The following is a 19,255-nucleotide window of genomic DNA, read 5'->3' on the forward strand; positions in this document are numbered from 1 at the left end:
CGTTGGAGCGGGCAGTATACCCAAACTGACAGCGCCGTCAGTTAGCAGTCACCTTCCTGACCGGCGAACGGGTTTATAAAGGTATTTATCATACGAACGATATCTGTATTCGAATCCGTCCAACCTCCCCGGCGCCCCACTCGCATGCGAATTTCGAAAAAACCCGCCTTGATTGCAGGCCTGTTGATCATCCTGGCCGCGATGGGCACCTGGTATCTGACCAAACCGGCCAAGCCCCGGCTCACCGTGTCCAGCGCGATTCCGGTGCGGGTGGTGAACGTGGCCGCCAAGGACGTGCCGCGTTACGTCAGCGGCATCGGTTCGGTACTGTCCCTGCACAGCGTGGTGGTTCGCCCGCAAATCGACGGCATCCTCACCAAAATCCTGGTCAAGGAAGGTCAACTGGTCAGCAAGGGTGACCTGCTCGCCACCATCGACGACCGCTCGATTCGCGCGAGCCTCGACCAGGCCCGCGCGCAACTGGGCGAAAGCCAGGCGCAGTTGCAGGTGGCGCAGGTCAACCTCAAGCGCTACAAGCTGCTCAGCGTCGACGATGGCGTGTCGAAGCAGACCTACGACCAGCAACAGGCGCTGGTCAATCAGCTCAAGGCCACGGCCCAGGGCAATCAGGCTTCGATTGACTCGGCACAGGTGCAACTCTCCTACACGCAGATTCGCTCGCCTGTCAGCGGTCGTGTGGGTATTCGCACCGTGGACGAAGGCAACTTCCTGCGCATGACCGACGCTCAGGGCCTGTTCACCGTGACCCAGATCGACCCTATCGCCGTGGAGTTCTCCCTGCCACAACAGATGCTGCCGACCCTGCAAGGCCTGATCAGCGACCCGCAGCACGCCCCGGTCAAGGCTTACATCGGTGCCGACACCGACGGCGAGACCGGCAACCTGCTCGGCGAAGGCCACCTGACCCTGATCGACAACCAGATCAACGCCAACACCGGGACCATCCGTGCCAAGGCCGAATTCGACAACGCCGGGCAGAAGCTCTGGCCGGGCCTGCTGGTCACGGTAAAAATCCAGACGGCCCTCGATAAGGACGCGCTGGTCGTCCCGCCCACGGTCGTCCAGCGCGGCCTCGATCAACCCTTCGTTTACCGGGTCAAGGACGACAAGGTCGAAACCGTGCCGGTGCGCATGATTCACCAGGGCAGCGGCCAGAACATCATCACCGGGGTACAACCGGGTGACGTGCTGGTCAGCGATGGCCAGTCGCGCCTCAAGCCCGGCTCCACCGTGCAGGTGCTGACCGAGCCGCCGCAAGTGGTGCAGTCGGAGGCCGCGCAATGAAGGGCCATGGCTCGGTATCCGCCTGGTGCATTGATCACCCGGTGGCGACGGTGCTGTTGACCTTCGCCCTGGTGCTGCTGGGCGCCATCGCCTTTCCGCGCCTGCCGGTGGCGCCATTGCCCGAGGCGGAATTCCCGACCATCCAGGTGGCCGCGCAACTGCCCGGCGCCAGCCCGGAAACCATGGCCTCGTCGGTGGCCACACCGCTTGAGGTGCAGTTCAGCGCCATTCCCGGGGTCACGCAGATGACCTCGAGCAGTGCCCTGGGCTCGACCAACCTGACCCTGCAATTCACCCTCGACAAGAGCATCGACACCGCCGCCCAGGAAGTCCAGGCCGCCATCAACACCGCCGCCGGCAAGCTGCCCAAGGACATGCCCAACCTGCCAACCTGGCGCAAGGTCAACCCGGCCGACAGCCCGGTGCTGATCCTCAGCGTCAACTCGTCGCTGATGCCCGGCCCGGAACTCAGCGACCTGACCGAAACCCTGCTGTCGCGCCAGATCAGCCAGATCGACGGTGTCGGCCAGGTCGCCATCACCGGCCAGCAGCGTCCGGCCATTCGCGTGCAAGTATCCGCGGACAAACTCGCCGCCATCGGCCTGACCCTGGCGGACATTCGCCTGGCGATCCAGCAGACCAGCCTCAATCTGGCCAAGGGTGCGCTGTACGGGGAATCGAGCATTTCAACACTGTCCACCAACGACCAGCTGTTCCACCCCGAGGACTACAGCCAGTTGATCGTTTCCTACAAGGACGGTGCACCGGTTCACCTGCGGGACGTGGCCAAGGTGGTCAACGGTTCGGAAGATGCCTACGTGCAGGCCTGGGCAGGCTCGCAGCCAGGGGTCAACCTGGTGATCTTCCGCCAGCCGGGGGCAAACATCGTCGAGACCGTGGATCGCATCCAGGCCGCACTGCCGGAACTGGAAGCCATGCTGCCGGCCTCGGTGCAGGTCAAGACGCTGATCGACCGCACCCAGACCATCCGTGCCTCGCTGCATGAAGTGGAAATCACCCTGTTGATCGCCGTGCTGCTGGTGGTGGCGGTGATGGCGCTGTTCCTGCGTCAGTTGTCGGCCACCCTGATCGTCTCGGCGGTGCTCGGCGTGTCGCTGATCGCCAGTTTCGCCCTGATGTACGTCATGGGCTTCAGCCTCAACAACCTGACGCTGGTGGCGATTGTGGTGGCCGTGGGGTTCGTGGTCGACGATGCGATCGTGGTGGTGGAAAACATCCACCGGCACCTGGAAGCCGGCGACGGCATGCGCGAAGCTGCGATCAAGGGCGCCGGCGAAATCGGTTTCACCGTGGTGTCGATCAGCTTCTCGCTGGTGGCGGCGTTCATTCCGCTGCTGTTCATGGGCGGCGTGGTCGGGCGGCTGTTCAAGGAGTTCGCCCTGACCGCCACTTCGACCATCCTGATTTCGGTGGTGGTGTCGCTGACCCTGGCGCCAACCCTGGCCGCGCTGTTCATGCGCGCCCCGGTGCATCACGCCCACGGCAAAAAGGGCTTTGGCGAGCGCCTGCTGGACGGCTACGAAAAAGGCCTGCGCCGCGCCCTCGCCCATCAGAAACTGATGATCGGCATCTTCGGTCTTTCGGTGGCATTGGCCGTCGGCGGCTATGTGTTCATTCCCAAGGGTTTCTTCCCGGTGCAGGACACCGGCTTCGTCCTCGGCACCACCGAAGCGGCTGCGGACATTTCCTACGGCGACATGGTGAAAAAGCACCTGGCCATGGCTGAAATCGTCGCGGCGGATCCGGCAGTCGAGACCTTCTCCCACTCGGTGGGCGTGTCGGGCAGCAACCAGACCATCGCCAACGGCCGTTTCTGGATCACCCTGAAAAAACGCAGTGACCGCGATGTCTCCGCCAGTGAATTCATCGACCGCATTCGCCCGCAACTGATGAAGGTGCCGGGCATCGTCCTGTACCTGCGCGCCGGCCAGGACATCAACCTCAGCTCCGGTCCGAGCCGGGCCCAGTATCAGTACGTGCTCAAGAGCAACGACGGTGCGGTGCTGAGTACCTGGACCCAACGCCTGACGGAAAAACTGCGTAGCATCCCGGCGTTCCGTGATGTGTCCAACGACTTGCAACTGGGCGGCAGCATCACCCACATCAGCATCGACCGCAGCGCCGCCGCGCGCTTCGGCCTGACCGCCAGCGATGTCGACGAGGCGCTGTACGACGCCTTCGGCCAGCGCCAGATCAATGAATTCCAGACCCAGGTCAACCAGTACAACGTGATCCTGGAGCTGGACACCCGCCAGCGCGGCAAGGCCGAAAGCCTCAATTACTTCTACCTGCGCTCGCCGCTCAGTGGCGAGATGGTGCCGCTGTCGGCCCTGGCCCGCTTCGATCCGCCGACGGTCGGCCCGTTGTCGATTGCCCACGACGGCATGTTCCCGGCCGCCAACATGTCGTTCAACCTCGCCCCCGGCGTGGCACTGGGCGACGCGGTGATCCTGCTCAACCAGGCCAAAGCCGACATCGGCATGCCGGTGGCGATCAGCGGCAACTTCCAGGGTGCGGCCCAGGCGTTCCAGAGTTCGCTGGCCAGCCAGCCCTGGCTGATCCTCGCGGCGCTGGTGGCGGTGTACATCATTCTCGGCGTGCTCTACGAGAGTTTCGTGCACCCGCTGACCATCATCTCGACGTTGCCAGCGGCGGGACTGGGTGCGGTGATCATGCTGTGGATCTGCGGCCAGGACTTTTCGATCATGGCGCTGATCGGCCTCGTGCTGCTGATCGGTATCGTCAAGAAAAACGGCATCCTGATGATCGACTTCGCGCTGGAAGCGCAGCGCAAGGGTGGCCTGTCCCCTGAAGAAGCGATTTTCCAGGCCTGCGTCACGCGGTTCCGGCCGATCATCATGACCACCCTCGCCGCCCTGCTCGGCGCCCTGCCGCTGATGCTCGGCTACGGCACCGGCGCCGAGCTGCGCCAGCCGCTGGGGATTGCGGTGGTTGGCGGCCTGCTGGTGAGCCAGGTGCTGACGCTGTTTACCACGCCGGTCATATACTTGTGGCTTGAGCGGCTCTTTCATAGACCCAAACCGGCGCCCGTGGCGGCGCTGGCGACCACAGACTGAGGCCTGGTCTATGCGTGTCCTGATTATCGAAGACGAAGAAAAAACCGCAGACTACCTGCACCGTGGCCTGACTGAACAGGGCTACACCGTGGACCTGGCCCGCGACGGCGTGGAAGGCCTGCACCTGGCGCTGGAAAGCGATTACGCGGTGATCGTCCTCGACGTGATGCTGCCGGGCCTAGACGGCTTTGGCGTGCTGCGCGCGTTGCGTGCGCGCAAGCAGACACCGGTGATCATGCTCACCGCCCGTGAGCGCGTGGAAGATCGCATCAAGGGCCTGCGTGACGGCGCCGACGATTACCTGGGCAAACCGTTTTCCTTCCTCGAACTGGTGGCGCGCCTGCAAGCGCTGACCCGGCGCAGTGGCGGCCATGAACCGGTGCAGGTGAACATCGCCGACCTGTGGATCGACCTGATCAGCCGCAAGGCCACCCGCGCCGGCACGCGCCTGGACCTGACCGCCAAGGAGTTCTCGCTGCTCAGCGTGCTGGCCCGCCGCCAGGGGGAAATCCTGTCGAAGACGGCGATTGCGGAAATGGTCTGGGACATCAATTTCGACAGCGACGCCAACGTCGTCGAAGTGGCGATCAAGCGCCTGCGCGCCAAGATCGACGGGCCGTTCGACGAGAAACTGCTGCACACCATTCGTGGCATGGGCTATGTGCTGGAGAGCCGTGGTGTCCAGTAACAGTATTGCCTTGCGTCTGAGCGGCATGTTCACCCTGGTGGCGCTGCTGGTGTTCCTGCTGATCGGCGGCGCGCTGTATCAACAGGTCGACAAGGGCCTGGGCCTGCTGCCCGAGGCGGAGCTGGACGCACGTTACAGCGTGCTGGAATCCGCCGTCGGGCGCTACGGCACGCCGGAACACTGGGTGAAGATCAACAACAAACTCAAGCTGCTGAGTGAAGAAGACAAGCGCATCAGCTTCTGGGTCGTCAGTGGCGACCCGCACTACGAATACGGCAACCCGACGCCGCAGATCCGCGCCTTGGCCGAAGGCCCTCTGGGCATGCGCGACCTGCAATTGCCCGACCATCCCTACCCGCTGAAAGTGCTGGTCAGCCAATTCCCGGCCAAGGACCAGCGCCCGCCGCTGCGCTTCATGATCGCGGTCGATACCGAGACGTTTTCCCAGACCCAGCATCACCTGCTGGTGGCCCTGATCAGCCTGGCGATCATCGGTGTGTTGCTGGCGTCCGTGCTGGGGTACTGGGTCGCGCGGATCGGCCTCAAGCCCTTGATCGAACTGTCCCACGAAGCCCGGCGCCTGGCGCCACCGTTGCGCTCCGGGCGTTTGCGGCTGTCGTCACTGCCGCCGGAACTCGATCAGTTCGTCAGCTCGTTCAACGCCACCCTGGAACGGGTCGAGCAGGCATACTCGCGGCTTGAATCGTTCAACGCCGACGTTGCCCACGAACTGCGCTCACCCTTGACCAACCTGATCGGCCAGACCCAGGTGGCGCTGACCCGCGGGCGTTCGGCAGAACACTATTTCGAAGTGCTGCAATCGAACCTCGAAGAGCTGGAGCGGCTGCGCTCGATCATCAACGACATGCTGTTCCTCGCCAGCGCCGATCAGGGCAGCAAGGCGACCAAACTGACCAGCACCTCGCTGGCCGATGAAGTGGCGACCACCCTGGAGTACCTGGATTTCATCCTCGAAGACGCCCAGGTACAGGTGCAGGTGCGCGGTGACGCCCAAGTGCGGATCGAGATCGCGCACCTGCGCCGGGCATTGATCAACCTGCTCAGCAATGCGGTGCAACACACTGCGCCCGGCCAGGTCATCGAAGTGCGGATCGAGGCCCAGGACCATCAGGTCAGCATCGGTGTCGCCAACCCCGGTTCGCCCATTGCCAGCGAACACCTGCCACGACTGTTCGAGCGTTTCTACCGGGTCGATGCCTCGCGCAGCAACAGCGGCAACAACCACGGCCTGGGCCTGGCGATCGTCAAGGCCATCGCGCTGATGCATGGCGGCGATGTGTTCGTGCGCAGCGATCACGGCATGAACACCTTCGGCATCCACCTCCCCGTCTGACCGCCCGCCACCCCTGGACTGTTGCTTATAAGGCAATAGTCCTTTCAACAATCCGCTCTTTTTCCCCGCCTCGATGCCCCTTATCTTTGCCCGCACCAAACAGCACTTGCCAAGCAAGAAGGTTTTAAAGATGTCCAACAGTATGGGTATTGCCAGCGCTTTCGTTTTGTCTTCCCTGTTCGTCGCGCCGATGGTCATGGCCGAAGAGTCGCAGACCTTCGCTGCGCACAATGCGGCCCGTGCCGCGGCGTTCGAACAGCACCAGAACGACATGACCGCCAAGGCGGCCGGCGCTGCGCAAGCCCCTCAAGCCTCCAGCGTACAGGCCCAGCCACAGGTCGAAAAAGACAGCTGATCGCCCGGTTTTCCCGCGACACTCTTCATCGGCTCTTCCCTTTGAAAAGTTGTCTTCGAAGCCGCTGCCTGTCAGCGGCTTTTTTTCTTTTGTTACACGCTACGCAAAGGTAACCCGTCCCCTGTAGGAGCAGCCGGTCGACGCTCGATTGCTCGCGATTGCGGTGTACCAGTCAACACTTACGTATCTGAACCACCGCCATCGCGAGCAAGCTCGCTCCTACAGGAACTGGGGGCTACGCTTAGTCTGTCACTCCCGCAGACAAGCCATCCCCAATGACCGCCAGCCGTACCCAGACGCCTTCAGGCCGCAACGCACACTCCGAACGCCTGGCGATCCTCGGCAGCTCCCTGACCGTCATCGCCATCCTTGCCATCGTCACCTTTCTGCTGATTCGCGAACACGCAGGTGCCCAGCAGGCCGCCACCCGCAGCGCGACCACCATTGCCCAACTGATCGACGCCGATGTACTGCGCACCGTCGAACTCTACGACCTGACCCTGCAAGGCCTGATTGCCGCGTCGCAACGCGATGACCTCAAGCAGGTTTCACCGCAGGTTCGCCATCTGGCGCTGTTCGATCGCTCCACCACCGCACGTTTCAAGGGCGATATCCTGCTGCTGGACGCCCAGGGCGAAGTGTTGGCGGATTCATCGCGGATCGACCCTAAGCCGGGCCACTACGCCGATCAGGATTACTTTCTCGCCCACGCCAGCCGTCCCGACACCGGCATGTTCATCAGCCGGCCACGCAACGATAACGGCGGCTGGCGGATCAGTTTCAGCCGGCGGATATCGTCGGCCACCGGTGAGTTTCTCGGGGTCGCGGTGGCGTCGATGCGCCTGAGCTACTTCGATCAATTGTTCAAAAGCCTGGACATCGGCGAAGGTGGCATCCTCTCGATCATCAGCGACGACGGCATCCTGCTGGCGCAGAAACCCCACCTGGAAAATGATCCCATCGGCAGAAGCTTCGCCGACCGCCCCAATGTCCAGCGCATCCTGAGCGAGCGCAACGGCAGCTTTGACAGTGTGTCGAGCATCGACAGCCAACCACGCCTGTACACCTTCTCCAGGGTCGGCAACCTGCCGTTGACGGTCATCGTCGCGCTGTCCGGCGACGACGTGTTCGCGTCCTGGAGGCGCACGGCCCTGATCATCAGCGGCGCGACCGGGGTGTTGTGCATCGGCCTGCTCTGGCTGACCTGGCTGCTGTGCCGCGAGCTGCGCCTGCGCCACCTGGCCGAGCAGGAACTGGCACAACTGGCCGCCACCGACGCCCTGACCGGTGTCGCCAACCGGCGAATGCTCGACCAGACCCTGCGCCACGAATGGTTTCGCGCCCAGCGCTCGGGCAAGCCACTGTCTGTACTGATGATAGACGCCGACCACTTCAAAGCCTTCAATGACCAGCATGGCCACCAGGCAGGCGATGATGCGCTACGGGTGCTGGCCCGGGTGATCGGCGAGAATGTCCGGCGACCGGCCGACCTGGTGGCGCGTTACGGCGGCGAAGAGTTTTCCGTGGTACTGGCGGAGACGGACAGCGCGGGGGCGCAGTTGATTGCCGAGCACATCCGTGCGGCGGTGGAACAGTTGCCCTGCGTGACGGGACTCGAGTCGCCGATTACGGTCAGTATCGGCATCAGCACCTGGACCACGGCCACCCATCAAAGCCTGGAGCAATTGCTTGTCGCGGCGGACCGGGCGTTGTATCAGGCCAAGGATGGGGGGCGGAATCGGGTGGTGGCTGTTCCCTGAAAGTTTCGCTGAATTCGCTGGCCCCATCGCGAGCAAGCTCGCTCCTACAGAGGTGGTGTGAGCAGCCCCCCTGTAGGAGCGGGCTTGCCCGCGATGAGGCCCAACCAGACAACACAAATCCACAGGCATAAAAAAAGGCCACCCGAAGGCAGCCTTTAAAAAACTAGAGAGGTTTTTTACTTACACAGCCGCAACAGGGCGCATGTAAGAGATTGGTGCGGTGCTGGCGTCTTCGAACGTCACGACTTCCCAAGCATCTTTCTGCTCAATCAACTTGCGCAGCAGCTGGTTGTTCAGTGCGTGGCCGGACTTGAAGCCCTTGAACTCACCAATCAGGCTATTGCCCAGCAGGTAGAGGTCACCAATTGCATCGAGGATCTTGTGCTTCACGAATTCGTCTTCGTAGCGAAGGCCGTCTTCGTTCAGTACACCATCCGAATCGACCACGATCGCGTTTTCAACGCTGCCGCCGAGTGCGAGGTTGTGCTTGCGCAGGTACTCGATGTCACTCATGAACCCGAAGGTACGTGCGCGGCTGACTTCTTTTACGAACGAAGTGCTGGAAAAGTCCACGCTTGCACTTTGGGTGCGATCACGGAAAACCGGGTGATCGAAGTCGATCTCGAAACTCACCTTGAACCCGTCGAAAGGGACGAAAGTGGCGCGCTTGTCGCCGTCTTCCACAGTCACTTCCCGCAGGATCCGAATGAATTTCTTCGCGGCGTCCTGTTCTTCCAGGCCAGCCGATTGGATCAGAAATACGAAGGGTCCAGCGCTGCCATCCATGATCGGGACTTCGGACGCGGAGAGCTCGACGTAGGCGTTATCGATGCCCAGGCCAGCCATGGCCGAGAGCAAGTGCTCAACCGTATCCACTTTCACGTCACCGTTGACCAGCGTCGTCGACATGGTTGTCTCGCCGACGTTGGCTGCACGAGCCGGGATCTCGACCACAGGATCGAGGTCGGCACGGCGAAAGACGATGCCGGTGTCGATCGGTGCAGGCTTGAGGGTCAGGTAGACCTTCTCGCCGGAGTGCAGACCAACACCTGTGGCACGGATAATATTTTTCAGTGTGCGTTGTTTAATCATGGCTTGGGCCGCTTCAGCGCAAATTGCGAACTGGTATCAACAAAGGCTGGCGATAATAGCAGACCACGCCTTTGCTGAACACCAATCACCTTCATAGCCCTGATACATTCCATCAATCGGCCTGACGACGCAGGAAAGCCGGGATGTCCAGGTAGTCCAGATCATCCTGCGGATTCATCTTCGCGGCAGTCGCAGCACCGGCCTGAGCCTGGTTGCGCATGACGGTCGGACGGTCCAGGTCACGGTAGTTCACCGCTGGTGCTTCCTGACGAACGGGAGCCGCTGGCTGCGGTTGGGACGCCATGGAAGTGTGAACAGTGTTATCGATGACCTTCACCGGCTTCTCGATTTTCGCGCCCAGACCGGTGGCAACCACGGTCACGTGCAGCTCGTCGCGCATGTCCGGATCGATAACGGTACCGACCTTGACCATCGCGTGCTCGGAAGCGAAGGCTTCGATGATGCTACCCACGTCGGAGTATTCACCCAGGGACAGGTCAGGACCGGCGGTGATGTTCACCAGGATGCCGCGTGCACCTTGCAGGTTCACGTCTTCGAGCAACGGGTTGCGGATGGCCGCTTCGGTGGCCTCGCGTGCACGGTTCGGACCGCTGGCGCAGCCAGTGCCCATCATCGCCATGCCCATTTCGCTCATGACGGTACGTACGTCGGCAAAGTCGACGTTGATCATGCCCGGGCGCTTGATGATGTCGGAGATACCGCGAACGGCACCGGCCAGTACATCGTCAGCCTTGGCGAAAGCCGACAGCAGGCTGGCGTCCTTGCCCAGGATGGTCAGCAGCTTCTCGTTGGGGATGGTGATCAACGAGTCGACGCTTTCGGACAGCAGACGAATACCTTCGTCGGCCAGTTGCATGCGCTTGCGGCCTTCGAACGGGAACGGACGGGTCACCACCGCAACGGTGAGGATGCCCAGTTCCTTGGCGACCTCGGCAATGATCGGCGCAGCACCGGTACCGGTACCACCGCCCATGCCAGTGGTGATGAACACCATGTTGGTGCCCTGCAGGACCTCGGCAATGCGCTCACGATCTTCGAGAGCGGCCTGACGGCCCACTTCAGGGTTGGCACCGGCGCCCAGACCTTTGGTCACGCCAGTACCCAGTTGCAGAATGGTCCGCGCGCTGATGCTCTTCAGCGCCTGGGCATCAGTGTTGGCGCAGATGAACTCAACGCCTTCAATGTTGCTCTTGACCATGTGATTGACGGCATTGCCGCCGCCGCCGCCAACACCGATAACCTTGATGACCGGGCTTGCGGGGACGTTGTCTACGAGTTCGAACATTTTCCCTCTCCTTTACGTTCTCTAGTTTTTCTCGCCTACTGCTTTACTGCGTGTTGCTGCTTGCTCTGCACCTGCCACATGAAGCTCATCGCTTCAGGCGGCATTAAAAGTTGCCTTGTACCCAGCTCTTGATGCGATCGAGCAGGGCACCCTTGGGTTCTTCGTTGCTGTAACTGTCGCGGCTGCCGATGCCCGAGAAGGAAATCCCGTCGGACTGCTTCTGCAGGCCGTACATCAACAGGCCAACGCCAGTGGAATAAATCGGGTTGCGCACCACGTCATCCAGGCCTTTCACGCCATGGGGCACGCCCAGGCGCACCGGCATGTGGAAGATTTCCTCGGCCAGTTCGGTGGCACCTTCCATTTTCGAAGTACCGCCGGTCAGCACGATGCCGGCCGGGATCAGGTCTTCGTAGCCGCTGCGGCGCAGCTCGGCCTGGATCAGCGTGAACAGCTCGTCGTAACGCGGCTCGACCACCTCGGCCAGGGCCTGGCGGGACAGCTCGCGCGGTGGACGGTCCCCCACGCTTGGCACCTTGATGGTTTCGCCGGCACCGGCCAGTTTGGCCAGGGCGCACGCGTAGCGAATCTTGATCTCTTCGGCGTATTGGGTCGGGGTGCGCAACGCCATGGCGATGTCGTTGGTCACCTGGTCGCCGGCAATCGGGATCACCGCGGTGTGGCGAATCGCGCCTTCGGTGAAGATCGCGATGTCGGTGGTGCCACCACCGATGTCCACCAGGCACACGCCCAGTTCTTTTTCGTCGTCGGTCAGTACCGAATACGCGGACGCCAGTTGCTCGAGGATGATGTCGTCGATTTCCAGGCCGCAGCGGCGTACGCACTTCTCGATGTTCTGGGCCGCATTGACGGCGCAGGTGACCACGTGGACCTTGGCTTCCAGACGCACGCCGGACATGCCCAGCGGCTCGCGCACGCCTTCCTGGTTGTCGATCACGTAATCCTGCGGCAGGGTGTGCAGCACGCGCTGGTCTGCCGGAATCGCCACGGCCTGGGCCGCGTCGAGCACGCGCTCGAGGTCGGCGGAGCTGACTTCGCGATCACGGATCGCCACGATGCCGTGGGAGTTCAGGCTGCGGATGTGATTGCCCGCCACGCCGACGAACGCCGAGTGAATACGGCAACCGGCCATCAGCTGCGCTTCTTCGATGGCGCGCTGGATCGACTGCACGGTGGACTCGATGTTCACCACCACGCCCTTCTTCAGGCCGCGGGACGGATGAGTGCCGATCCCGACGATATCCAGCGTGCCGTCGTCGCCGACCTCACCGACCAGCGCCACCACTTTGGAGGTGCCGATATCGAGACCGACGATCATTTTGCCGCTTTGCACGTTTGCCATGGGTCCTGCCTCTCTTAATTCTTCGCGACAGCGGGTTCGGCTGTCGTGGGCGCTACCGGTTCCCGCCAGCCAACAGCCAGGCCGTTGGCGTAGCGCAGATCGAATACTCGCGATGTTCGTAATCTGTTCTTTAAGCGTCTTGTCGTAGATGGCAATGAAGCGGCGCATCTTTTCCACCTGGTTACCGCGACCCAGCAGCAGCTCGATCCCCGGGCCCGAACTGCCGGCACCGGTGGTCAGGAACCAGCTGCCCCGTTCACGCAACTCCAGGCGCGCGATCGAGAAGCCCAGCGGCCTGAGCATCTGGCTCAGCACCTGGTATTGCTGCATCACCTGCTGCTGGGCCCGTTGTGGGCCGAACAGCTGTGGCAGGTGTTCATAGTTGGCCAGCTCACGCGGGGTGAACGCCTGGCCCTGGTTGTTCAACAGCGACTCATCACCCCAACGGGCCACCGGCAGTTGTTCTTCCAGGCGAATCACCACCTGGTCCGGCCACACCCGCCGCACTTCGGCGTGGGCGATCCATGGCATCTGCTCGAGCTCGGTGCGCATGCTCGCCAGGTCGATGGTGAAGAAGCTCGACGCCACGTAAGGAGCGATCCGCTGCTGCACCGCCTGCTGGCTGATGTAACTCAGGTCGCCCTGCACCGCGACCTTGCTGATCGGCCGGTCGGCGTAGGGCAGCAAACGCTGCGCGCCTTCATAGGTGCCGAACCCCAGGCCGACCAGCAGCACTGGCCAGAACAAGGCTTTGAGAAAACCAAAATTGGCTTTCGGCAGGCGAGCGGACATCGGCTCCTTTGCCACCATTCGGCTGGCACCCCGTGGCACCGGCTTGCGGCCGGGTGCGGGTGGGGGCTGATGTCGCAGCTGAGCGCCTCGCATGGTCTTACCCTCGCGGCTCTTCGTTGTCGGCGATGCTCGCCGCCAGGATTGCCAGAACCAGTTGCTGGAAATCCAGGCCGGCAGCACGGGCCGCCATCGGTACCAGGCTGTGGTCGGTCATGCCCGGTGCCGTGTTGACTTCAAGGAACCAGAACTGGCCGTCCGCATCCTGCATCACGTCCGCCCTGCCCCAACCGGCGATACCCAGCGCCTCACAGGCTTTCGCCGTGAGGTCCATCAGTTCCTGTTCCTTGCGGCTGTCCAGCCCGCACGGAATGCGGTACTGGGTATCGTTGGCGATGTACTTGGCGTCGTAGTCGTAGAAGCTGTGCGTGGTGCCCAGGGCAATCGGTGGCAACACCTGGCCGCGCAGCGTGGCGATGGTGAACTCAGGACCTTGAATCCATTGCTCGACCAACACTTGCGAGTCGTAGGTACTGGCCGCTTTCCAGGCGTCGATCAACGCGTCGCTGGAAGTCACTTTGGCCATACCGATACTTGAACCTTCATGGGCCGGTTTGACGATCAAAGGGAAGCCCAGTTCCGTCGCCGCCGAAATACAATCGGCCTCACTGCTCAGTACCGCGTGACGTGGCGTCGGGATGCCGAGGCTGTGCCAGACCTGCTTGGTCCGCAGCTTGTCCATGGCCAGCGCCGACGCGAGGATGCCGCTGCCGGTGTAAGGAATGCCCAGGCATTCGAGCAAACCCTGCATGCTGCCGTCTTCACCGCCACGACCGTGGAGGATGATGAAGGCACGGTCGATTTTTTCGCTCTGCAGACGCTGCAAAAGATCGTCACCGACGTCGAGGCCGAACACGTCCACACCGGCGCTTTGCAGCGCCTGGAGAACCGCATTGCCCGACTTCAGGGACACCTCGCGCTCGGCACTCTTGCCGCCGAACAGCACGGCGACGCGGCCGAAGTCCTTCGGCGCGACGGTGGAGACGAGGTTGGCGTATGCAGCAGTCATTTCAATTTCCCCTCGGCCGGCGCCGCCACGGCACCGGTGAACAACGGACTCTTCAACAGGCTCGGGGCGAGACCGCCCACATCACCGGCGCCCTGGCACAGCAGGATGTCGCCGGCACGCAGCAGCGGCTTGACCACCGGCGCGAGGTCGACACCGCGCTCGATGTAGATCGGGTCGAGTTGGCCGCGCTGGCGGATGCTGTTGCACAGCTTGCGGCTGTCGGCGCCCGGAATCGGCTCCTCGCCCGCTGGATACACTTCCATCAGCAACAGCACGTTGGCATCGGCCAGCACCTGGACGAAATCGTCGTACAGGTCGCGGGTCCGGCTGTAACGGTGCGGCTGATAGACCATCACCAGACGACGCTCCGGCCAGCCACCGCGCACGGCCTTGATCACCGCAGCGACTTCGGTCGGGTGGTGGCCGTAGTCGTCGACCAGCATCACGTTGCCGCCTTCGACCGGCAGTTCGCCGTACACCTGGAAGCGTCGGCCGACGCCCTGGAAGCCGGACAGGCCCTGCACGATGGCCTCGTCGCTGACACCTTCGTCAGTGGCGATGCAGATGGTCGCCAGTGCGTTCAACACGTTGTGATTGCCCGGCATGTTGACCGAGACGTCCAGCGGTTCACGGTCCGGGCGCAGCACGGTGAAGAAGGTCTGCATGCCCTGCTGGCGCACGTTGATCGCACGCACGTCGCAGTCTTCGCCGAAACCGTAGGTGACGGCCGGGCGTTTGACCTGCGGCAGGATTTCACGCACGACCGGATCGTCCAGGCACACCACGGCCAGGCCATAGAACGGCAGGTTGTGGAGGAACTCGACGAAGGTTTTCTTCAGTTTGTTGAAGTCACCGTCGTAGGTCGCCATGTGGTCGGCGTCGATGTTGGTCACCACGGCCACCAGCGGTTGCAGGTGCAGGAAGCTGGCGTCGCTTTCATCGGCTTCGGCGATCAGGTAACGGCTGGTGCCCAACTGCGCATTGGTGCCCGCCGCATTCAGGCGACCACCGATGACGAACGTCGGGTCCAGGCCACCGGCGGCGAACACCGAAGCGATCAGGCTGGTGGTGGTGGTTTTGCCGTGGGTACCGGCAACGGCGATGCCGTGGCGATAGCGCATCAGCTCGGCGAGCATTTCGGCACGCGGCACCACCGGAATGCGACGCTCCAGGGCGTTGGCGACTTCCGGGTTGGAGGTGTTCACCGCACTCGATACCACCAGCACGTCGGCCGCCGCGGCGTTCTCGGCACGGTGGCCGATGAAGATCTGCGCACCGAAGGACTCCAGGCGCTCGGTCACCGGCGATGCCTTAAGGTCCGAACCGGACACTTCATAGCCCAGGTTCAGCAACACTTCGGCGATCCCGCACATGCCCACGCCGCCGATCCCGACGAAGTGGATGCGACGGATGCGGCGCATTTCCGGTTGTGGCATGGCTTTCTGATTCTCAACCATGGGCCACCTCCAGGCAGGTATCGACCACATTACGGGTAGCGTCGGGTTTGGCCAGGCGACGGGCAGCGGTCGCCATGTCGGTGAGTCGTTGTGGTTGCATCAAAACCTCTGTCAGGCGTGCGGCAAGATCCGCAGCACCAGTCGTTCTTTGCGGCATCAGGAAGGCAGCGCCTTCACGGGCCAAATAATCGGCGTTGCGGGTCTGGTGATCGTCGATCGCATGGGGCAAGGGCACCAGCATCGAGGGCAGACCGGCGGCGGCCAGTTCACTGATGGTCAATGCGCCGGCACGGCACACCACCAGGTCGGCCCAGCCATAGGCCTGGGCCATGTCTTTGATGAAGGGCTGCACTTGCGCCTCGACGCCAGCCGCGCGATAGCGCTCTGCAGTCACTTCATCGTGGTTTTTGCCGGCCTGATGAAACACTTCCGGACGCAGGTCGGGGGCGACTTGCGACAGGGCTTCAGGCAGCAACTTGTTCAACGGTTCTGCGCCCAGGCTTCCGCCCAGGATCAGCAAACGCGCCTTGCGACCGGCCAGGGCTGGTCGCGGGGTGTCGAGGAACAGCTCGGTGCGCACCGGGTTACCGGTGGTCCGTCGGCTGTCCGACAGGGTAAAGGTGTCGGGGAACGCTTCACAGACTCGGGCGGCCAACGGCACCAGCAACCGATTGGCGGTACCGGCCACCGCGTTCTGTTCGTGAACGATCACCGGCACGCCGGCCAGTTTGGCCGCAACGCCCCCAGGACCGGTCACATAACCGCCAAAGCCGACCACGCACACCGGCTGCAACTGGCGAATCACCGCCCGCGCCTGCCAGATCGACTTGAGCAGCATCAGCGGCGCCTTGAGCAGCGACAACTTGCCCTTGCCACGCAGACCGGTGGCGTGGATCCGGTGCAGCTCGATGCCGGCCATCGGCACCAGTTCGTTTTCAATACCGCGCGGCGTGCCGAGCCAGTGCACGGTGTAACCGCGCACCTGGAATTCACGGGCACAGGCCAGCGCCGGGAACACGTGGCCGCCGGTGCCGCCCGCCATGATCAGAACGTTAGCGCCCATGATTCGGCTCCTCGGCGAAGTCGCTCTCATGGAATTCCATCTCTTCGCTGCCCAGATGGGTTCGACTCTCCCACTCGATGCGCAGCAACAGGCCAAGACAGGCACAGCAGATCACCAGCGAACTGCCGCCGTAACTGAGGAACGGCAGGGTCAGGCCCTTGGTCGGCAGCAGGCCGACGTTCACGCCGATATTGATCAGAAATTGACCAATCCACAGGAACGACAGGCCGTAGGCGATGTAGGCCGCAAAGAACTGCTTGGCCTTCTCGGCCCAATAGCCGATGTACATGCCGCGAATACAGACGAACACGAACAGCGCCACGGTGCACAGGGAACCCACGGCGCCCAGTTCTTCGGCCAGTACCGAGAACACGAAGTCGGTGTGCGCTTCGGGCAGGTAGAACTGTTTCTGCACGCTGTTGCCCAGGCCAACCCCCAGCCATTCGCCGCGACCGAACGCGATCAGGGCCTGGGACAGTTGATAGCCGGCACCGAACTGGTCGGCCCACGGGTCGGCGAAGTTGGTCAGACGCGCCATCCGGTACGGCTGCACCTGAATCAGCAACACCACCGCCGCAACGGCCAGGACCACCATCAGCGAGAAACGGAACAGCCCGACGCCCCCCAGGAACAGCATGGCCGCCGCCGCCCCCATCATCACCACGGTGGCACCGAAGTCCGGCTCCATCAGCAGCAGGCCGGCCATCGGCAACAGCACGATGAACGGCTTGAAGAACCCCATCCAGCTTTCGCGCACTTCTTTCTGGCGACGCACCAGGTAACCGGCGAGGTAGATCACCACGAACACCTTGGCGATCTCGGAAGGCTGCACGTTGAAGAAACTGAAACCGATCCAGCGCATCGAGCCGTTCACTTCACGACCGATGCCCGGAATGATCACCATCACCAGCAGGCCGAAGGCGCCAATCAGCATCAGCCAGCCCAGGCGCTGCCAGGTGGCGATCGGAATCATCATGGTGACGATGCAGGCACCCAGGCCCAGCGCCACGTAGATCAGGTGACGGATCATGTAATACAGGGCACTGCCCGACTGCACGGCCGCCACTTCGGTGGACGCCGAGGCGATCATCACCAGGCCCAGGCCGAGCAACGCCAGGCATCCGGCGAGCATCGGGAAGTCGAGGTCGATCCCGCGGCCGGTGATGATCGGCGATGGGTAAGGCTTGATGATGTTCATCAGGCTCATGCCAGATCCTCCACTGCGCGGACGAACTGGTGACCACGGTCTTCGTAATTCTTGAACATGTCGAAGCTGGCGCAGGCTGGCGACAACAGCACGGCGTCGCCCGGTTGCGCCACGGCGCGGCACTTTTCCACGGCCTCGACCAGGGAAGCGGCCTGGATCAGGGGCACGGCATCACCGATGGCGGCGCCGATCTTGTCGGAGTCACGGCCCATCAGGATCACAGCGCGGCAGTTGGCCGCCACCGGATCGCGCAGGTCCTTGAACTCTGCGCCCTTGCCGTCGCCACCGGCGATCAGCAGCAGTTTGCCGTCGATGTCCGCGCCCAGGCCTTCGATGGCCGCCAGTGCGGCGCCCACGTTGGTGGCCTTGGAATCGTTGTAGTAACTCACGCCGTCCAGGTCACGGACCCACTGGCAGCGATGCTCCAGGCCGGCGAAGGTACGCAGGGCCGCGAGCATGGCATCGAACGGCAGGCCCACGGCATGTCCCAGGGCCAGGGCCGCCAGGGCATTGGACTGGTTGTGGGCGCCGCGAATCTTCAACTCGCGCACCGGCATCAGGTTCTGGAATTCGAAGGCCAGGTATTTCTCGCCGTTCTCTTCACGAATACCGAATGCCTTGAAATCAGGCTTGCCCAGGCCGAACGTCCAGCATGGCTGGCCTTCGCCCATCAACGGACGCGTCAGGGCGTCCTGGCGGTTGACCACGAATTGCCGGGCACCGCGGAAGATCCGGTGCTTGGCCAGGTGATAGGCCGGCAGGCCGCTGTAGCGGTCCATGTGGTCTTCGCTGATGTTGAGCACGGTCGCCACTTCGGCGTTGAGCTGGTCAGTGGTTTCCAGCTGGAAACTCGACAGCTCCATCACGTACAGCTCGATATCGTCGCCCAGCAGGTCCAGCGCCGGGGTGCCGAGGTTGCCGCCGACGGCGACACGCTTGCCGGCTGCCGCTGCCATCTCGCCCACCAGGGTGGTCACGGTGCTTTTCGCGTTGGAACCGCTGATCGCCACGATCGGCGCCTTCGCGTGACGCGCGAACAGCTCGATGTCGCCGGACAACTTCACGCCACGGGCAGCCGCCGCCTGCAGGGCCGGGGTCGCCAGCGCCAGGCCGGGGCTCACGTAGAGCTCGTCGGCACGGCACAGGAACTCGACGTCCAGCTCGCCACAACGCACTTCCACGTGCGGATAGTCACGCTTGAGCGTGGCCAGTTCCGGTGGATTTTCCCGCGTATCGGCCACGGCGAACGACGTGCCCCGGTTCGCCAGGAAGCGAACCAGGGACATGCCGCTTTTGCCGAGGCCGACAACGATGCGGAAGTGGTCAGAAGCGATCAGGGACACGCGTTT

Annotated in this window: 14 protein-coding genes and 1 pseudogene; 6 read left to right on the forward strand and 9 right to left on the reverse strand. The window is 62.9% G+C overall.

The window, feature by feature from the left end; all coding sequences use genetic code 11:
• Positions 1-144: 144 nt before the first annotated feature.
• From ABVN20_RS08535 to ABVN20_RS08560, 6 genes are all read left to right on the forward strand, one after another.
• Positions 145-1,305, forward strand: coding sequence for an efflux RND transporter periplasmic adaptor subunit (locus ABVN20_RS08535; protein WP_368555224.1), 1,161 nt, complete (start codon positions 145-147; stop codon positions 1,303-1,305).
• Positions 1,302-4,403, forward strand: coding sequence for a multidrug efflux RND transporter permease subunit (locus tag ABVN20_RS08540; RefSeq protein ID WP_368555225.1), 3,102 nt, complete (start codon positions 1,302-1,304; stop codon positions 4,401-4,403). The genes ABVN20_RS08535 and ABVN20_RS08540 overlap by 4 nt, the downstream gene beginning before the upstream one ends.
• A 10-nt stretch (positions 4,404-4,413) precedes the next feature.
• Positions 4,414-5,091, forward strand: coding sequence for a heavy metal response regulator transcription factor (locus tag ABVN20_RS08545; protein WP_368555226.1), 678 nt, complete (start codon positions 4,414-4,416; stop codon positions 5,089-5,091).
• The gene (locus tag ABVN20_RS08550; RefSeq protein ID WP_368555227.1) at positions 5,081-6,445 is read left to right on the forward strand and encodes a heavy metal sensor histidine kinase; all 1,365 of its coding nucleotides are present in this window, start codon (positions 5,081-5,083) and stop codon (positions 6,443-6,445) included. Before ABVN20_RS08545 ends, ABVN20_RS08550 begins: the two co-directional genes overlap by 11 nt.
• Before the next feature lie 130 nt (positions 6,446-6,575).
• Positions 6,576-6,800 (forward strand): hypothetical protein, encoded by a 225-nt coding sequence (locus tag ABVN20_RS08555; RefSeq protein WP_368555228.1) that lies wholly within the window; start codon positions 6,576-6,578, stop codon positions 6,798-6,800.
• 275 nt (positions 6,801-7,075) lie between these two features.
• Entirely contained in the window at positions 7,076-8,560 is a 1,485-nt protein-coding gene (locus ABVN20_RS08560) for a diguanylate cyclase (protein WP_368555229.1), read from the forward strand.
• Positions 8,561-8,740: 180 nt separating this feature from the next.
• Here ABVN20_RS08560 and lpxC read toward each other — a convergent pair whose 3' ends face one another.
• The 9 genes and pseudogenes from lpxC to murD all read right to left on the reverse strand — a co-directional run bounded on the left by lpxC (position 8,741) and on the right by murD (position 19,249).
• Positions 8,741-9,652 carry a UDP-3-O-acyl-N-acetylglucosamine deacetylase gene (lpxC, locus tag ABVN20_RS08565; protein ID WP_368555230.1) on the reverse strand — a complete coding sequence of 304 codons (912 nt, stop codon included), beginning with the start codon at positions 9,650-9,652 and terminating at the stop codon, positions 8,741-8,743.
• A gap of 112 nt (positions 9,653-9,764) precedes the next feature.
• Positions 9,765-10,958: a cell division protein FtsZ gene (ftsZ, locus tag ABVN20_RS08570; RefSeq protein ID WP_368555231.1), complete on the reverse strand. Its 1,194-nt coding sequence runs from the start codon at positions 10,956-10,958 to the stop codon at positions 9,765-9,767.
• Between the two features lie 103 nt (positions 10,959-11,061).
• Entirely contained in the window at positions 11,062-12,321 is a 1,260-nt protein-coding gene (gene ftsA, locus ABVN20_RS08575; protein ID WP_368555232.1) for a cell division protein FtsA, read from the reverse strand.
• 14 nt (positions 12,322-12,335) lie between these two features.
• Positions 12,336-13,206: pseudogene (locus tag ABVN20_RS08580) on the reverse strand (cell division protein FtsQ/DivIB).
• Between the two features lie 4 nt (positions 13,207-13,210).
• On the reverse strand, positions 13,211-14,179 hold the full coding sequence (locus tag ABVN20_RS08585) for a D-alanine--D-alanine ligase (protein WP_368555233.1): 969 nt from the start codon (positions 14,177-14,179) through the stop codon (positions 13,211-13,213).
• Positions 14,176-15,636: a UDP-N-acetylmuramate--L-alanine ligase gene (gene murC, locus ABVN20_RS08590; protein ID WP_368555234.1), complete on the reverse strand. Its 1,461-nt coding sequence runs from the start codon at positions 15,634-15,636 to the stop codon at positions 14,176-14,178. The genes ABVN20_RS08585 and murC overlap by 4 nt, the downstream gene beginning before the upstream one ends.
• Positions 15,629-16,699, reverse strand: a complete 1,071-nt coding sequence (gene murG / locus ABVN20_RS08595; protein ID WP_368555235.1) for an undecaprenyldiphospho-muramoylpentapeptide beta-N-acetylglucosaminyltransferase — start codon at positions 16,697-16,699, stop codon at positions 15,629-15,631. Before murG ends, murC begins: the two co-directional genes overlap by 8 nt.
• Complete coding sequence (gene ftsW / locus ABVN20_RS08600) at positions 16,689-17,900, reverse strand: putative lipid II flippase FtsW (RefSeq protein ID WP_368557680.1); 1,212 nt, start codon at positions 17,898-17,900, stop codon at positions 16,689-16,691. The genes murG and ftsW overlap by 11 nt, the downstream gene beginning before the upstream one ends.
• 2 nt (positions 17,901-17,902) lie before the next feature.
• Positions 17,903-19,249: a UDP-N-acetylmuramoyl-L-alanine--D-glutamate ligase gene (gene murD, locus ABVN20_RS08605; RefSeq protein WP_368555236.1), complete on the reverse strand. Its 1,347-nt coding sequence runs from the start codon at positions 19,247-19,249 to the stop codon at positions 17,903-17,905.
• Positions 19,250-19,255 lie beyond the last annotated feature (6 nt).

The sequence above is a fragment of the Pseudomonas sp. MYb118 genome (genome assembly GCF_040947875.1).
Taxonomy (GTDB): domain Bacteria; phylum Pseudomonadota; class Gammaproteobacteria; order Pseudomonadales; family Pseudomonadaceae; genus Aquipseudomonas.

Excerpts from the sequence above, each read along its gene's own strand:
- ABVN20_RS08535 (WP_368555224.1), top strand. The coding sequence starts at position 145 with ATGCGAATTTCGAAAAAACCCGCCTTGATTGCAGGCCTGTTGATCATC.
- ABVN20_RS08540 (WP_368555225.1), top strand. The coding sequence starts at position 1,302 with ATGAAGGGCCATGGCTCGGTATCCGCCTGGTGCATTGATCACCCGGTG.
- ABVN20_RS08545 (WP_368555226.1), top strand. The coding sequence starts at position 4,414 with ATGCGTGTCCTGATTATCGAAGACGAAGAAAAAACCGCAGACTACCTG.
- ABVN20_RS08555 (WP_368555228.1), top strand. The coding sequence starts at position 6,576 with ATGTCCAACAGTATGGGTATTGCCAGCGCTTTCGTTTTGTCTTCCCTG.
- ABVN20_RS08560 (WP_368555229.1), top strand. The coding sequence starts at position 7,076 with ATGACCGCCAGCCGTACCCAGACGCCTTCAGGCCGCAACGCACACTCC.
- lpxC (WP_368555230.1), bottom strand. The coding sequence starts at position 9,652 with ATGATTAAACAACGCACACTGAAAAATATTATCCGTGCCACAGGTGTT.
- ftsZ (WP_368555231.1), bottom strand. The coding sequence starts at position 10,958 with ATGTTCGAACTCGTAGACAACGTCCCCGCAAGCCCGGTCATCAAGGTT.
- ftsA (WP_368555232.1), bottom strand. The coding sequence starts at position 12,321 with ATGGCAAACGTGCAAAGCGGCAAAATGATCGTCGGTCTCGATATCGGC.
- ABVN20_RS08585 (WP_368555233.1), bottom strand. The coding sequence starts at position 14,179 with ATGACTGCTGCATACGCCAACCTCGTCTCCACCGTCGCGCCGAAGGAC.
- murC (WP_368555234.1), bottom strand. The coding sequence starts at position 15,636 with ATGGTTGAGAATCAGAAAGCCATGCCACAACCGGAAATGCGCCGCATC.
- murG (WP_368555235.1), bottom strand. The coding sequence starts at position 16,699 with ATGGGCGCTAACGTTCTGATCATGGCGGGCGGCACCGGCGGCCACGTG.